This window comes from Oceanobacillus luteolus (genome assembly GCF_042678205.1).
Lineage (GTDB): Bacteria > Bacillota > Bacilli > Bacillales > Amphibacillaceae > Oceanobacillus > Oceanobacillus luteolus.
The window spans coordinates 24593-40340 of record NZ_JBHUDE010000028.1 but is presented as its reverse complement, the minus strand read 5'-3'; the positions used below and the strand labels follow the sequence as shown (position 1 = coordinate 40340).

Genomic DNA, 15748 nt, shown 5'->3' with positions numbered 1-15748 from the left:
GAGAGGTAGTAATGGAAAAAGTATTATTCGTCGCTTCGGAGGGAACACCATTCATTAAAACAGGAGGTCTTGCCGACGTCATCGGGTCCCTTCCGCAAGCTCTAAAGACATTTGAAGATCTGGACGTACGTGTCATGCTTCCATACTACGATGAAATCAGTGAGGAATGGAAAGATAACATGACCTATCTTACTTCCCTGGATGTGCAAGTAGGCTGGAGAAATCAAGAAGCAACGATTTATACGCTCAACTATCAAGATTGTATCTATTACTTTATTGAAAATGACTATTATTTTACAAGGAAAGGGATTTATGGTTATTACGATGATGGAGAAAGATTTGTTTTCTTTTGTCATGCCGTCATCGAAGCGTTGAAGCATCTTGATTTTCAACCGGATATTCTCCATGCGCATGATTGGCAAGCGGCACTTTCTGTGATGCTGGCGAAGATTACACAGCCGGTACCTAATTTAAAAACGGTGTTGACTATCCATAATTTGAAATATCAAGGACTCATGCCTGTCGATATTTACGATGATTTTTTCCAATTAGGGCGTGAACACATAGCTGGTATGGAGTGGAACGGGATGTTGAATAGTTTGAAAGGCGGGCTTTTCCATGCAGATAAAATTACAACAGTGAGTCCGACTTATGCGGTGGAAATTAAGGATCCTTATTATGGAGAAAATTTGGATCGCATTATTAAAGACCGTGAGAAAGATTTGATTGGTATCCTGAATGGAATTGACACAAAGGAATACAATCCAATGACAGACACACATCTACCCGTCAATTATCGTACCGCCCGAAGTAAAAAGCAGGAGAATCGTCTGCTTTTGCATGAAGAACTTAATTTTACGTATCAACCAGAAGCTCCGTTATATATTATGGTAACGAGATTAGTCGAGCAAAAAGGGCTTCATCTTGTGCAGCATATTTTGGAGGATTTTTTGCAGGAGGATATTCAATTCATCGTTCTTGGAACAGGTGAGCAAGAATTTGAAGACTACTTCCGTTATTTGGAGGACAAATATCCGGAAAAGGTGAAATCATTGCTGACATTTAGCGAAGCATTAGCTCGTCGTCTCTATGCAAGTGCAGACTTTTTAGTCATGCCGTCCCAATTTGAACCATGTGGCCTCTCGCAATTAATTGCCCTGCAATATAAAACAGTTCCAATTGTAAGGGAAACTGGCGGACTTAAGGATACAGTCACCGCTTTTAATGAGGAAACCGGTGAGGGGAATGGTTTTAGTTTCACTAATTATAATGCACATGAATTATTACATGTATTACACTATTCCTTATCCACTTACAAGGACGAGGAGAAGTGGAAGCAGCTCATAAAAAATGTGAATAAAGGTGCGTTTACTTGGAAACAATCAGCAAAGCAATATAGCAAACTATATCAAGAACTTACCGGTTCAGTGAAACAATTAGTAAGTGCAGGGAGCGATTCTTTTTGAAACGATTAACGGCCAAAGAGCTGGCAGCGCAAATAACCCAATTTATAAATACTAGCTATAACGTCGAGGTCCAAGAAGCAACGAATGAAGAAATATTCTATTCATTAGCTGCGGTTGTAAATGAACAAATAAAGCCTCTTTGGTTTGATACGAAAAATCGGTATAAATCTGAGCAGGCAAAGCAGGTTTACTATCTCTCTATGGAGTTTTTAATTGGCCGGTTAATAAAAAGCAATTTATTGAATACCGGAATGTTGGACGTTGCGAACCAAGCATTAGCGGAGCTTGGGTTTGATGCTGAAGAAGTTTACGCAGTGGAACATGACGCAGGACTGGGGAATGGGGGACTTGGCCGGCTTGCTGCTTGTTTTCTTGATTCTCTCGCATCGCTTGGTCTTCCAGGTCATGGCTATGGTATCCGCTATCGCTACGGATTATTTGAACAGCGGATCATTCATGGCAATCAAGTGGAGCTGCCGGACTATTGGCTGAAAAAACCGTATGCTTGGGAAGTGCGCAGAGAAGATGAAATCTGTGTTGTCCAATTTCAAGGTAACGTATTGATGCATCAACGGAACGATGGATCACTTGAGTTCAAATATGAACATACGGATAAAGTTTTAGCTGTACCCTATGATATCCCTATCATTGGATATGAAAATGAGACGGTAAATACATTGCGATTGTGGAGTGCAGAACCTATAACAGAAGAGCCGAATCATTCGACAGATCAGGATGAATTTTACCGTCATCTTGATTTTGAACACTCAATTGAACAACTATCGGGATTTCTCTATCCAGATGACTCAAGCTACGAGGGTAAAGAATTACGGTTGAAACAACAATACTTCCTTGTTTCAGCAAGTATACAAAACATTATGAAGCAGTTTAAGAAAAATTATCGTTTATCCCTGAAACATTTACCGGAAAAGGTTGTCATTCAGATTAACGATACGCATCCGAGTCTAAGCATCCCGGAACTGATGCGGATTCTAATGGATGAAGAGAGACTGGGTTGGGATGAAGCTTGGGACATAACGACGAAGGTGTTTGCGTATACCAATCATACGACGTTGAGTGAAGCCCTCGAAACATGGCCAAAACAAATGATGCAAAGTCTGCTTCCGAGGATTTACATGATCATTGAGGAAATAAATGAAAGGTTCTGTCAGGGGATTTGGTTTGAACACAAGGAACTGCGCGATAAGATTCCCGAGCTTGCGGTAATCGCCGATGATCAGGTCCATATGGCCCGCCTTGCAATCGTCGGCAGTTTCAGTGTTAATGGCGTAGCGAATATCCATACAGAAATTCTAAAGAAAAAAGAAATGAAAAATTTTTATTCACTTTATCCGGAACGATTTAATAATAAAACAAATGGCATTACCCACCGCCGCTGGTTAATGCAGGTAAACCCAAAGCTCACAACATTAATTAATGAGATGATTGGTGACCAATGGGTGAAAAGGCCGAAACAGTTGATCAATTTATTGCGATTTCAAAATGATAGGAACGTACTTGAAGAATTTGCCAAAGTGAAGCGTGAAAATAAAATTCTACTTGCTAATTTTATCCATGATCAAATGGGGATTACTATCGATGACCAATCCATTTTTGACGTGCAGATCAAGCGGCTGCATGAATATAAAAGGCAACTGTTAAATGTCTTTCATATCATTTATCTATATAATGAGCTGAAAGAAAATCCGAATTTAGATATGACTCCACGCACTTTCATTTTTGGTGCAAAAGCAGCACCAAGCTATCATTTAGCAAAAGAGACGATTAAGCTTATTAATACCGTTGCATCCATCATTAATTATGATAAAAGTATCCATGGTAAATTAAAAGTAATATTTATGGAGAATTATAATGTAAGCTTGGCAGAGAAGATTATTCCTGCCACAGATATAAGCGAGCAAATCTCAACTGCCAGTAAAGAAGCTTCTGGAACTGGAAATATGAAGCTTATGATGAATGGTGCCCTTACGATGGGGACAATGGATGGCGCTAATGTAGAAATTCATGATTTGGTTGGTCCACAAAATATGTTCATATTTGGCTTGCGTGCAGATGAAGTGTTGCATTATTATCAACATGGTGGATACAATGCTCGTGAAATCTATAATAACGATGATCGAGTGAAAAGAATCTTGGACCAGCTGCAAAAAGGTGAATTTGGTACACAAGATATAGAGTTTAAGGATATCTATTATAACATCCTGTATCATAATGACCCGTATTTCGTATTAAAGGATTTTGAGCCGTATATCGAAGCTCATGAATATGCAGAAAGTGTCTATCGTGACGAATATAAATGGCAGCAAATGAGTTTGATCAACATTGCCCACTCCGGTAAATTTTCAAGTGATCGTACGATAAGAGAGTACGTCAGTGATATATGGCAGATTAAACCGATATAATATATAGCGAAAGAAGCATTATTCGAATGCTTCTTTTTTTTGGCGAAAATAGTAGGCGTATCATGTCGAAATGAAAACGCTTTATGGAAAAAATCAAAAAATTTGTAGTTTAGCTATTGTTTTTTAATTTAAAAGATAGTATAGTAGGTCTCAGCTAATATATTGCATATGACATATTAGATTAAATTATTTGATAATTCAATAAAAAACACGAAGAAATCTCATCTGGGGGTAATGACAATGAAAGAAAAAGTATCGAAGTCGGCATATGTAGCAATAGGCTTTATGTTATTTGCACTATTTTTTGGAGCAGGGAACCTAATCTTCCCAGCACAGCTTGGCCAGTACGCAGGAGAAAATCTATGGCCGGCAATCATTGGATTTCTAGTAACAGGAGTAGGACTTCCATTATTAGGGGTTATTGCTATCGCGTTCTCTGGAAGTTCAAACTTACAGGAGTTGGCCAGTAGGGTTCATCCCGCATACGGCGTGTTTTTCACAGCTTTACTTTACTTAACAATAGGACCGTTCTTTGCAGCACCAAGAACAGGTACCGTTGCATACGAAGTAGGAATTTTGACGTTCGTTCCTGAAGGATCAGAGCAACTTGGCTTATTAATTTTTACTATTCTTTTCTTTGCTGTTGCGTTACTATTTTCGCTCTATCCTACAAAGATCGTAGATACTGTCGGTAAACTCTTGGCACCAGCTCTAGTATTGTTAATTGTTGTTCTACTAGCTGCTGCGTTTATCAACCCAATGAGTTCAGCTGGGGAAGCTCAGGAAGGCTATTCAAGCGGTGCATTTGTAACAGGATTCTTGGAAGGCTATAATACGATGGATGCACTGGCATCACTTGTGTTCGCAATTATTGTTATTAATGCAATTAAAGCATTGGGCATTAAAGACAAAGGTAGTATTCTATCTGCTGCCTCAAAATCAGGTATTATTGCTATTACACTACTTGGAGTTATTTATATCGGAATTGCATATTTGGGGTCTACATCAGTTGGAGCGTTAGGGCTGTTTGACAACGGTGGCCCTGTTCTAAGTGGAGCAGCAGCTCATTACTTTGGAAATGTAGGTTCTATTTTGTTGGCTGTTATGATCATCTTAGCTTGTTTGACAACAGCAATTGGATTGATTACAGCAAACGCAGAGTATTTCCATACTCTATTCCCTAAAATCAGCTATAAGAAATTGGTTGTATTCTTTGCAACGATTACGTTTATTATCGCTAATTTCGGACTAACAAATATTATCTCGTTCTCTATTCCAGTATTAATGTTCTTATATCCATTAGCAATCGTGTTAATGCTATTGACGTTTGCATCACCGTTATTTAATAACGCACGCCTCGTCTATGTAGCAACCATTGGAGTTACATTCTTGATTGCCATCGTTGATGGAATAACAACACTTTCTGGAACAATTGGAGTTGAATTTGGATTCATTGCACCAGTAGTTGATTTCTATGATGCAGCTTTACCTCTTTATAATCAAGGTTTAGGCTGGCTCGTACCGGCACTTGTAGTAATGATCATCACTGGTATAATCTCTAGAGTTTCAGGTGGCTCAACAGCTGCAGAAACAAACTGATTAGTATAAAGAAACCCCGTATGAAATAGTTTCATACGGGGTTTTTATAATTGCTGATGACTAGGATACTAGTGCATCCAGCGTACGAATCCAGTTTTTCTCCATAACTTCAGCAGCAGATTCTGCTTTACCTTCTTTTAAAAACTGAATGATTGCGTGATGTTCCGAGATTGATTCTTCTGTAAGGTCGATTGCATTGTGAAAAAAATGCCTTCTTACATGGGCTTGCAGCATGCGAAGAATCTGTTTAATATATGCATTTTCCGCAGCGTCTACAATAAGTTGGTGAAAGGACTCATCAATTTTTAAAGCAGAATAATAGCTCTTTGAATTAATTGCTTGCTCAAATTTCTGATTCACTTTTTCCAACTCTTCTATAACGGATGAATCTATTTGCTCAGTTGCTATTTTTGTAGCAAGTGCTTGTAAAACGGCAAGAGGTGGTAGTAAGTCATTAATGGATTCACGTTCTATTTCTGTGACTTGTGTAGCTTTTCCAGGATACATTCTTACAAACCCTTCCATCTGAAGGAGCTGCAATGCTTCTCTGACAGGAGTACGACTGACTCCGAGCGATTCTGCAAGTTCGGAATCATTTAGTTTTTCGCCAGGAAGGAGGGTGCCGTCTATAATCCATTGTTGGATTTGGTTGTAGGCATGATCCTTGGCAGTCAATCTTGTAGTTGTGGAATGATTCTCAGGAATCGGCATCCTTTAACCTCCTTATTTTCCTAATACTTCTAGTATATACTAAGTGAAATGGAAAAGAAATATGTAGTATATCGCAAACTGAAAATGAACGGTATGACCCAAACCAAGTTTACTATATGGAAAAAATAGGAAGTATAATTACCTAAATATGTAAAATACATATCGGCTGTTTCTCAAAAAACGCAGAATTACTTTGCCTAAGCTTCTATTGTTTGTTTCTTTGGTTTGGATAATTTAGAATGATAGTAATATAGGTAAGGAAGGCATTGGGGAAGTAGTCGTAATATAATGACAGGCAATGTTGAGAATTGGAGGAACTAACTTTGACACAGACATATAAAGTTGGAAATGTATCTATCGGGGAAGGGATGCCTAAAATTTGTGCTCCATTGACGGGTACCAATGTGGATGAAATATTGGAAGAATGCAAGATGATTCGTGCATCAGCTGTTGATCTTGTAGAATGGCGTGTAGATTTCTTCGATGATGCTCTTCTTACGGACCGTGTACTGGCTACGTTACCAAAGATAAAAGAAGTTCTGGAAGATTTACCGCTTATCTTCAGCTTCCGCACTGCGGAGGAAGGTGGAGAAAAGAAGATTACTGATAAGCAATATGTTTCGCTTAATAAAGCCGTTGCAGTATCTGGTCATGTTCATATCATCGATATCGAATTGTTCCGTGGAAAGAATGTAGTGGAAGAACTAGTGACAGCTGCTAAGGAGAGCCAAATATACACGATCATTTCGAATCATGATTTTAATAGAACGCCTGAAATGGAAGAACTCATACGAAGGGTAACAAGCGCGATAGAGTTAGGAGGAGACTTCCCTAAATTAGCCGTTATGCCGCAGAGAGAAGAAGATCTTCTCACTGTGCTTAAGGCGAGCTTACAAATGAAACGTACATATCCAGAACAAGCTATTATTATGATTGCTATGGGGTCTTTAGGAATGATTTCACGGTTGAGTGGGGAAATATTTGGCTCAGCTATTACCTTTGCTTCTGTGAGAAATGCTTCAGCACCAGGTCAAATTTCCGTGACGGATATGAAATCAATTTTACAGCTCATTCATGATGCAAAGTAGATAAAAGTCGACTACATATTGTAGAGTGATTATCTGTTTAGAACATTAGTTATAAAAGTTCTTTATAAATGGAGTCTCACTTTACAATTGAAAAAATCAGTTGTAAAATGACCTACATTGCTTCATGTAGCTTTAATGGAGTTGGAGGTTTTATCATGTTTACAAGAAAAACGTTAGAATTTCTTATATCATCGGAACACTTGCAGAACTTAGGAATCGCCATCGGGATCTTTTTGTTATTTTTGCTTTTTCGCGGGCTGTTTACAAAGTATGTTTTTCGCCTCATCATGCGAATGATCAATAAGACAAAAATTAATTTTCTAGCGAACATATTCAAATCTTTTCAAAAGCCGATGGAATGGCTGTTCACAATTGTTGGATTGTATTTAGCCGTTCGTTTTTATCCTTACATCGATATTGCTGCTGATGGACTGTTCATGCGATTGATTAGAGTATCGTTCATTGTATTATTCACTTGGGGAATGTTAAATCTATCTTCATCTTCTTCCAATCTATTTCATAAAATTAATGAACGCACGAATTTGAGGATTGACGAAATTCTTATTCCGTTATTATCTAGGACCGTTCAAGTAGTTATTGTTGCCATCAGTTTGACGATTATTTTACAAGCGTTCGGGTACAATATTGAAGGTTTAATTGCTGGTTTAGGACTGGGTGGACTTGCAATTTCCCTTGCTGCTAGAGATGCGCTCGCTAATATTTTAGGTGGAATAGTAATTATTTCGGAAAAACCATTTGATCTTGGAGATTGGATTTTAACACCGTCTGTTGAAGGAACTGTAGAGGATATCAGTTTCCGAAGTACTAGAGTCCGAACTTTTGCCCATGCACTTGTCACCGTTCCTAACAATACGTTGGCGAATGAAAATATAACAAACTGGAGTAAAATGGGTAAACGAAGGATTAATTTCACCATACGTATTATTTATGGTACCCCTCCAGAGAAAATCAAACGTGTTATTGAACGGATCAAAACGTTGCTTCAAGAACATAAAGAGGTCCATCCGGAAACGATTATGGTGAATTGGGAACAATATAGAGAAGATGGTTTGGAAATTATGCTATATTTCTTTACCAATACAACGGTTTGGGCAGAACATTTAGATGTTCGTGAAGAGATCAATTTCAAAATCCTTGAGATTCTTGAAGAAGAGAACGTAGAGATTGCTATACCATCGCGACGCCTTATGATGGAAGGGGAAGCGGGGGAAATTATACAAAAAGAGAAACAAAGAGGTACAGAGTAAATCCTTCCGGAGACGGAGAAGCCCTACTACAATGGTAGGGCATTTTTTTGTTCAAAAATCAATCGCTTATCCGATTTCAATCATTAACATTTCCTTTATGATTAACTTAACAGCAATCGAAAGGGGAAATGAATGATGCAGTTGATCGATCGCTCGTTATATCGTTGTCTTATGGAAGAGCGCTTAGAGAACATAAGAACTTCTACGGTGAAAGCCAGCAGGAGAAGAAAAAGGAAGTAATTTATAAATATGGGGAAGTAGTTGATAGCCCAGTGAACCTCCCGCATTGCTGCAAATAAACAATTCCAGTTCTAAAAGCTTTATGATAAAATAAAGTAGATTGCAGGAGTGTAGGAGGAAGAACGATGTATAATTTTGCGGCAAATGTAGTAAAAATTATTTTAAGCATATTTGGCAGAATTAAAGTTTATCAAAAAGATAAGTTACCAGAAAAGGGTGGGTATATTATTGCCTGTACTCATACTGGTTGGGTAGATATTTTATGGCTCGGAGTAGCTTTGTTGCCAAATCAAATTCATTATATGGCGAAAAAGGAATTGTTCCAAACTAAATTTACAAAATGGTTGATGACCGTTCTTAATGCATTTCCGGTTGATCGGGAAAACCCGGGGCCAAGTACAATAAAAATACCTCGTAAACTATTGAAGGAAAAGAAAATCATCGGTATATTCCCTAGTGGAACGAGAACGACAGAAGAAGTTCCATTGAAACGTGGTGCGGTCACTATCGCAGCTTATGGAAAAGCGCCGATTGTGCCAGCGGCGTATGTCGGACCGAATAATTTTAAAGACTTGCTAAAATTTCAGAAGCCGAAATTGATTTTTGGTGATCCAATATACTTGCCTGAAGGGCAAGACAGAAGAGAAGCCATGGATATCATGATGAACGAATTAAATGATACAATGTATGGTTTGCAGAAACAATTGGCGGATAAATAAATGAGTGGAGAGACCTTATGAAAAACATGGAAGATGTTTATCATAAGGTCTTTTATATATGTATAGTCAGGGTATATGAAGCTTTCACGAGGGGAAACTAGAAGAAATGATTGACAATTATTATAATATGTATTAAACTTACATAAAGTAACTTAGTTTATAATTGTAATATATCCAGAAGGGATGAATATAAATGGAAAAGAAATTCTTTCAAGATCCGACGATTTATGTGGGAGAAGTAAATATCAATGTCACAAATATAGAAAGATCATTGGATTTCTATCGTGATTTTCTTGGATTTAAAGTTCTTGAACAAACAGAAACAAAAGCAAAATTAACAGCTGATGGCAAAAATACATTGCTGACTATCGTTCAACCAGAAGGTGTACAGCCAAAAGCTCCAAGAACATCTGGTTTGTATCACTTTGCAATTCTGCTTCCAAACCGCAGTGACCTTGCTTCACTACTTCAACACATTGCAGAGAAGTCAGGAGGAAATATGCGTTTAGGAGCTTCTGATCACTTTGTAAGTGAGGCACTATACTTTGACGATCCAGACGGAAATGGAATTGAAGTGGCTGTGGACCGCGATTCTTCTATCTGGAAGTGGCAGGGAGACAAGGTGGACATGGGTACGGTCGCTCTGGATGCTCAAGGACTAATGGCTGAATTGAAAGGGCCATGGCAAGGGATGCCAGAGGATACCATTATGGGTCATATTCATCTACATGTAGCAGATATTGAAGAATCCCGTAACTTTTACGTGAATGGTATTGGCTATGATATTGTAACAGAGATGCCGAGTGCCCTATTTGCTTCTCATAATGGATACCACCACCATATCGGGATGAACGTTTGGAACGGTGTGGGTGCTCCTCAGCCCCCGGAAAACAGTGTTGGATTAAATTGGTTCTCACTCGTATTCCCTAATGAATCAGTTCGTGAATCAACGGTGGAAAAGGTCCGCAACTTGGATGCACCTGTTCGGGAAGCAGATGGAGATTACTTTGTAGATGACCCTGCAGGAAATACCATCCGTTTTGTAATTGGATAAGAAATAACATTAAACAAAGTAAAAGCAGATCAACCAGATGAAAATCTGACTGATCTGCTTTATTATTTATACCAAGCAGTGGCAGCTTGCACTTCGCTCATGGTTAATTGGTGACCACGATTTTCCCAGTGTAATTCCACATCCGCACCAGCATTGGCTAATAGTTCATTTAATTCCTCAGATTCCTGTGGAGCACAAATTGGATCGTTCGTTCCTGCAGCGATAAACACACGTTTACCTGACAAGTCTGGAAGCTCAATACCTCTTCTAGGAACCATCGGATGGTGGAGGATTGCTGTTTTGAGAGCATCTTCATAATGGAACATCAAACTTGCAGCAATATTTGCGCCATTGGAGTACCCGACTGCAGTAATATTATTTCGGTCAAAACCGTATTTTTCAGCAGCTTCATCAAGGAATTCATTTAATTCCTTAGTGCGAAAAACTAAATCCTCTTCATCGAATACACCCTCAGCTAATCTCTTGAAAAAGCGTGGCATTCCGTTTTCAGATACATTTCCGCGTACGCTCAGCACATTTGCTTCTTTATCGATAATTTCCGCAAGTGGCAGCAAATCTTGTTCGTTGCCACCAGTTCCGTGGAGTAAAAGTATAGTAGGTCTTGATTCATCTGTGCCTTTCTGGAAAATATGCTTCATAAAATTCTTCCTCTCTATTTTGGTCTCTTGATGGTGAATATGTCTCCGATGTTTGCATAGTCATGTCCAGCAAGACGGCTTACCGCTCGGAGGTTTTCATAATTTATTTTTCCAGCTTCATAGATTTCTTCCGCAATATGAAACCTTTCTATTTTGCCGATAATCAAATCTGTTGTGATATGTTGTCCGTTACCGAGTTCAACTGTCTTTTCTAAAGAGCATTCATATCTTGCTTTTGCTTGTTTAATGGCAGGAGTCTGAACGATCTGACTGGCCACTACATCCAGGTCGGTCAAATCAATTTCACTTTCATCTGGTGGCAAAGTAGCAGCTGTTTTGTTGATTTCGGCCACATTATCAGCATCTACAATATGAATGACAAATTCACCAGTATCGAGGATATTTTTTGCTGTATCCTTTTGCTCGCCATTCTTGCGTTGAATCGAAACAGAAAGCATAGGTGGGTCTATGGCGGCGATATTAAAATAGCTGAAAGGAGCTGCGTTTACAATCCCGTCTTTAGACTTACTAGTTATAAAAGCAATTGGGCGCGGAATGACCGTACCGATCATCAACTTATAATTTTCTCTTTCTGTATTATCTTTTGGATCAAAGGAAAGCATAAAGCACCTCCATTTCGTCATAGAACTAGATAATTCTTCCAGCTTTCTTCCCGATTGTTTTTACTGTTTCAATGAGGATGCGTTTATGCTCATCGGGGACATCGGAGAAGATTTCCTCGATTCTAGCTTGGTGTTTTGGAAAAATTTCATTCATTACCTGATTCCCTTTTTCCGTGATTTCAATATAAATGACACGGCGGTCGTCTTTACAATTAGAACGGCGTAATAAATCATTTTTTTCTAACTTGTCAATTACATAAGTTATCGATCCAGTATTAATGAGAACGGCTTCAGATATTTGCTTGATTGTTTGTCTACCTTTGTGGTATAGTGCTTCCAGAATAGCAAAATCAGATGTTTTCATCCCATGATCGGCAATGTCTTGTTTTACTAATTCTTCTAACGTTTTAGATGCCTTCATGACAACGACAAAAGCTTTCAACGATAAGTTTTCACTCATGACTCTTTCTCCTTCATTACATATACTGAATTAAGATATATTTAATTAATTGTATTATAGATGTAAAAGTTCATACTGTCAAGGAATCTATTGGGTTTCCTGAGAAACAAGTTCCCCACCTAGATCATGTTTTAGGTGGGGAAACTGCATAATTGGCTCACTTCAGCAATTGCATTCTGGTATTAAACAGTGTCGGGTAAGATAGAAAGCCGAGCATGATACTTGTTACAGCTGCAGTTGTCAAAAGAAGAAAGAGAATGAGCAACTGGAACTGCACAGCTTGAATCGGGTCAGCTCCGGCGATGATTTGACCGCTCATCATTCCTGGCAATTGTACAAGTCCTATCGTCTTTTGACTTTCCACTGTAGGAATTAAACTTGCCTTAATTGCTGTAATAAGTGAATAGTGGATAGCTTGTTTTGGTGTACCTCCCAAAGAAAGAATGAGCTCCGTTTCGTCTCGTCTTGATTCGATTTCAGCTGTGAAGCGATTTAGAAACAAAATGGATAAAACCATGGAATTTCCAATAACCATCCCACTGATTGGGATGATATATTGTGCCTCAGCCGGTGTGATTTTAAATCCAATAAGTATTCCTTGAGTCAAAGCTTCAACAAATACAAAGGTAATTACAAGCTTCCAAGTGATTCCTCGGATGGTAGCCCCCTTTTTCCTCGCGTTATGGGTTGCAGCGGTAATCATAAGAATAATCATAAGCAGGATATAGATAAAATGATCAGCAGCGAAAACAAATGTTAAAACATAACCAACAGCAAGCAGCTGAATAATGGAACGAATGGTTGCGATTATGGTGTCCTTTTCCAAGCCGAGCTTTAAAGTCTTAGATAGAAATAGGGGGATGAGGACGAATACGAGTGCCAAAGATAAAGTCAGGAAACTCATTTAATTTCCCCCTCTACAAATTGTTTTACCCTCTGATCTTTCGGTTCCAGCAGCAGACTGCTTGGTCCGTATTCCACAAGTTCACCTTTCATCATAACCCACGTATCATCTCCAATTTGAATAGCTTGATTTAAATTATGGGTGATCCAAATGATTGTTACGCCAAACTCTTTATTTATTCTTTCTATTAATTTCTCTATATCATCTCTAGAAACTCGATCAAGAGAAGAGGTGATTTCATCCAATAGCAAGATTTCCGGTCGGTTGACAAGTGTTCTGGCAATGGATACCTTTTGCCTTTGGCCACCGGAAAGGTCGGTGACTTTTCTCTTTAACATGTCTTTATCAAGGCCCACTTTAGTGAGCAATATTTCAGCCTCCTCTTCGGTTAACATTTCTCCAGCTAGAGTGCGTGGCAACTTTAAATTGTCATAAACCGTGCCGGATAACATAGTCGCACTTTGCAATGCCAAACCTACATTTCTTCTTAATTCTGTAGGATCATATTGATTGATATCTTTCGCATTGACGGTAATGTTACCCTGTGTTGGTGAAATTAATCCGTTACACAGCCGGAAAAGTGTTGTTTTCCCCGCACCAGAAGGACCGACAAGTGTGGTAATCTTACCTTTTCTGAAAAAGCCGGTAATATTTTTTAATATTTGAAGTGAGCCGTCGTAATAAGACACTTGACTAAATTCAATTGCTTTATCTATTTGCTGATTCACAGTTCTACCTCTTTTCACAAGGGGAAGAATAGATTAACATCCCCATTTCCTGTTAATAGTTTACCCCAAATTACAGTTCTGCAATGATAATTCGCTTACTTATGTTTATTGCCGTATCATAAGTGGAATCGTTTGAATCGGAAAGATGCCGTTGCCTATAATAAAAGTAGTCGGGCTGTTAACACATGGAAAGGGATGATTGAAATGACATTTCCTGTATTGGAAGGTAAAGTAGCAATCGTAACCGGAGCAGCAATGGGGATGGGGAAGGCAACTGCAGAACTGTTTTCGAAAGCAGGAGCTAAAGTAGTTGTAGCAGATTTTAACGAAGAAAAAGGTGCTGAAACTGTTGAAGAGATTAAAGCAGCAGGTGGAGAAGCAGCCTTTGTAAAAGTGGATATTTCTAATTCTGAGCAAGTACAAAGCATGGTGAAGTTCACGGTGGATACGTATGGAAAGCTGGATGTTGCTGTAAACAACGCCGCATTGACGCCAGATGATAAACCCGCAGATGAATTTGATGAAGATTATTGGGACCGTTTAATGGCTGTTGACCTTAAGGGTACAGCATTATGTCAAAAATATGAATTGCAACAAATGAAAAAACAAGGATATGGTGGGTCGATTATTAACATTTCTTCTGTAAGTGGCTTCCGTCCACAGCCGAATAATATTGCCTATGTAGCTGCCAAGCATGGGGTGGTTGGGATGACAAAAGTTGCCGCCTTAGAAAATGGTCCATACAATATTAGAGTCAACTCGGTTGCACCAGGAGCAATTGACACACCGATGCTACGTGGAGCCTTAGAGCAGTTTGGTTTAGATGAAGAAAGCTATGCACCACAACTGAGTTTATTAAACCGCTTCGGACAAGCTGAAGAAATCGCTGAAGCAAGTCTATGGTTGGCATCTGATGCATCTTCTTATGTAACAGGAACAACTATTCATGCCGATGCGGGATATGTAAATCGTTAATGATTAATCATTCCAAAGCCTTGGCGTTTGCCGGGGCTTTTTTGTTGCCTTCTTATCGATAGGGTTGAAATTGAAACAGAGATTTTGTAATGAAGTAGATTCTTGCTCCATCATTTTTTAACATGATTATGCATAGTTATTACAAAGCTTATAGAAGGGTGGAGGGGGAAGGATGTACTACCCGTATGTTCCTCAACAAGTATACAGGCAACCTGAGCGACGGCGTATGACTGTAACAGGTGAAGGAAGTGTATCAGCACAGCCGGATACAGTCTCCATACAGTTAGGGGTCCGGACGGAAAGTGAATCTGTCTTACAGGCTGAACAGGAGAATGCATCGGTAATGAATCAGGTGATCGATGCATTAATCGGAACCGGTATACCGAGAGAGAACATAAAGACCGCAAGTTTTACGATTTCCCCATTGTATGACTTTGTTGAAGGGGAGCAGGTCTTTAGAGGCTATCAAGTAATCAACAGTATAACAGTGGAATTGAATGATGTTTCCAAAGCAGGACTTGTTATTGACACTGCTGTTCAGAATGGGGTGAATCAGGTGTCGTCTCTTCAATTTTCGCTACAGAATCCAGAGATTTATTACAATGATGCTTTGGATAAAGCTTTGAAAAATGCAATTAGTAAAGCAACTTCCATTGCCCAAAGTCTACAGGTGAATCTTGATCCTACCCCTGTAAAAATTACAGAACAAGTAGCTGAACTGCAACCGCGTTTCCAGACGTTTGCAGCGCTCGAAAGCACCACTCCTATAGAGCCAGGACAATTGAAGATACGGGCCACGGTTAAAGCTATATTTCAATATTAAAACAGGAA

The 15748-nt window shown here is 39.0% G+C and carries 15 protein-coding genes; 9 read left to right on the top strand and 6 right to left on the bottom strand.

The window, feature by feature from the left end; genetic code table 11:
• Positions 1-11 precede the first annotated feature (11 nt).
• The 3 genes from glgA (at position 12) to brnQ (ending at position 5488) form a co-directional block, all read left to right on the top strand.
• Complete coding sequence (gene glgA / locus ACFSBH_RS05920) at positions 12-1466, top strand: glycogen synthase GlgA (protein ID WP_251513464.1); 1455 nt, start codon at positions 12-14, stop codon at positions 1464-1466.
• On the top strand, positions 1463-3889 hold the full coding sequence (locus ACFSBH_RS05915) for a glycogen/starch/alpha-glucan phosphorylase (protein WP_379596526.1): 2427 nt from the start codon (positions 1463-1465) through the stop codon (positions 3887-3889). Before glgA ends, ACFSBH_RS05915 begins: the two co-directional genes overlap by 4 nt.
• Before the next feature lie 240 nt (positions 3890-4129).
• Positions 4130-5488: a branched-chain amino acid transport system II carrier protein gene (brnQ, locus tag ACFSBH_RS05910; RefSeq protein WP_251513462.1), complete on the top strand. Its 1359-nt coding sequence runs from the start codon at positions 4130-4132 to the stop codon at positions 5486-5488.
• 60 nt (positions 5489-5548) lie between these two features.
• On the opposite strand, the gene ACFSBH_RS05905 is transcribed toward brnQ, so the two are convergent.
• A complete protein-coding gene (locus ACFSBH_RS05905) occupies positions 5549-6199 on the bottom strand; it encodes a GntR family transcriptional regulator (protein WP_379596523.1) in 651 nt (216 codons plus the stop codon).
• A gap of 323 nt (positions 6200-6522) precedes the next feature.
• Between ACFSBH_RS05905 and aroD the strand changes: the two genes are divergently transcribed.
• From aroD to ACFSBH_RS05885, 4 genes are all read left to right on the top strand, one after another.
• Complete coding sequence (gene aroD, locus ACFSBH_RS05900; RefSeq protein WP_251513459.1) at positions 6523-7287, top strand: type I 3-dehydroquinate dehydratase; 765 nt, start codon at positions 6523-6525, stop codon at positions 7285-7287.
• Between the two features lie 155 nt (positions 7288-7442).
• Complete coding sequence (locus tag ACFSBH_RS05895; protein ID WP_251513458.1) at positions 7443-8555, top strand: mechanosensitive ion channel family protein; 1113 nt, start codon at positions 7443-7445, stop codon at positions 8553-8555.
• Between the two features lie 365 nt (positions 8556-8920).
• Positions 8921-9514, top strand: coding sequence for a lysophospholipid acyltransferase family protein (locus ACFSBH_RS05890; RefSeq protein ID WP_251513457.1), 594 nt, complete (start codon positions 8921-8923; stop codon positions 9512-9514).
• Between the two features lie 193 nt (positions 9515-9707).
• Complete coding sequence (locus tag ACFSBH_RS05885; RefSeq protein ID WP_251513456.1) at positions 9708-10568, top strand: VOC family protein; 861 nt, start codon at positions 9708-9710, stop codon at positions 10566-10568.
• 62 nt (positions 10569-10630) lie between these two features.
• Here the strand turns inward: ACFSBH_RS05885 and ACFSBH_RS05880 are convergent, their stop codons facing one another.
• The 5 genes from ACFSBH_RS05880 to ACFSBH_RS05860 all read right to left on the bottom strand — a co-directional run bounded on the left by ACFSBH_RS05880 (position 10631) and on the right by ACFSBH_RS05860 (position 13942).
• Positions 10631-11227 (bottom strand): alpha/beta hydrolase, encoded by a 597-nt coding sequence (locus ACFSBH_RS05880; RefSeq protein WP_251513455.1) that lies wholly within the window; start codon positions 11225-11227, stop codon positions 10631-10633.
• Positions 11228-11241: 14 nt separating this feature from the next.
• On the bottom strand, positions 11242-11850 hold the full coding sequence (locus ACFSBH_RS05875) for a flavin reductase family protein (protein WP_251513454.1): 609 nt from the start codon (positions 11848-11850) through the stop codon (positions 11242-11244).
• A gap of 25 nt (positions 11851-11875) precedes the next feature.
• Complete coding sequence (locus ACFSBH_RS05870; RefSeq protein ID WP_251513453.1) at positions 11876-12310, bottom strand: MarR family winged helix-turn-helix transcriptional regulator; 435 nt, start codon at positions 12308-12310, stop codon at positions 11876-11878.
• A 157-nt stretch (positions 12311-12467) separates the two neighbouring features.
• Positions 12468-13214, bottom strand: coding sequence for an ABC transporter permease (locus ACFSBH_RS05865; protein ID WP_379596519.1), 747 nt, complete (start codon positions 13212-13214; stop codon positions 12468-12470).
• Complete coding sequence (locus ACFSBH_RS05860) at positions 13211-13942, bottom strand: ABC transporter ATP-binding protein (protein ID WP_251513451.1); 732 nt, start codon at positions 13940-13942, stop codon at positions 13211-13213. Before ACFSBH_RS05860 ends, ACFSBH_RS05865 begins: the two co-directional genes overlap by 4 nt.
• Before the next feature lie 132 nt (positions 13943-14074).
• On the opposite strand from ACFSBH_RS05860, the gene ACFSBH_RS05855 reads away from it, so the two are divergent.
• Positions 14075-14917, top strand: coding sequence for an SDR family NAD(P)-dependent oxidoreductase (locus ACFSBH_RS05855; RefSeq protein ID WP_379596516.1), 843 nt, complete (start codon positions 14075-14077; stop codon positions 14915-14917).
• Between the two features lie 172 nt (positions 14918-15089).
• Entirely contained in the window at positions 15090-15740 is a 651-nt protein-coding gene (locus ACFSBH_RS05850; RefSeq protein WP_251513449.1) for an SIMPL domain-containing protein, read from the top strand.
• The last annotated feature ends 8 nt before the right edge of the window (positions 15741-15748 follow it).

What these genes read in the sequence shown, in the direction of transcription:
- glgA (WP_251513464.1), top strand. Translation starts at nt 12, where the DNA reads ATGGAAAAAGTATTATTCGTCGCTTCGGAGGGAACACCATTCATTAAA.
- brnQ (WP_251513462.1), top strand. Translation starts at nt 4,130, where the DNA reads ATGAAAGAAAAAGTATCGAAGTCGGCATATGTAGCAATAGGCTTTATG.
- ACFSBH_RS05905 (WP_379596523.1), bottom strand. Translation starts at nt 6,199, where the DNA reads ATGCCGATTCCTGAGAATCATTCCACAACTACAAGATTGACTGCCAAG.
- ACFSBH_RS05895 (WP_251513458.1), top strand. Translation starts at nt 7,443, where the DNA reads ATGTTTACAAGAAAAACGTTAGAATTTCTTATATCATCGGAACACTTG.
- ACFSBH_RS05890 (WP_251513457.1), top strand. Translation starts at nt 8,921, where the DNA reads ATGTATAATTTTGCGGCAAATGTAGTAAAAATTATTTTAAGCATATTT.
- ACFSBH_RS05885 (WP_251513456.1), top strand. Translation starts at nt 9,708, where the DNA reads ATGGAAAAGAAATTCTTTCAAGATCCGACGATTTATGTGGGAGAAGTA.
- ACFSBH_RS05880 (WP_251513455.1), bottom strand. Translation starts at nt 11,227, where the DNA reads ATGAAGCATATTTTCCAGAAAGGCACAGATGAATCAAGACCTACTATA.
- ACFSBH_RS05875 (WP_251513454.1), bottom strand. Translation starts at nt 11,850, where the DNA reads ATGCTTTCCTTTGATCCAAAAGATAATACAGAAAGAGAAAATTATAAG.
- ACFSBH_RS05870 (WP_251513453.1), bottom strand. Translation starts at nt 12,310, where the DNA reads ATGAGTGAAAACTTATCGTTGAAAGCTTTTGTCGTTGTCATGAAGGCA.
- ACFSBH_RS05865 (WP_379596519.1), bottom strand. Translation starts at nt 13,214, where the DNA reads ATGAGTTTCCTGACTTTATCTTTGGCACTCGTATTCGTCCTCATCCCC.
- ACFSBH_RS05850 (WP_251513449.1), top strand. Translation starts at nt 15,090, where the DNA reads ATGTACTACCCGTATGTTCCTCAACAAGTATACAGGCAACCTGAGCGA.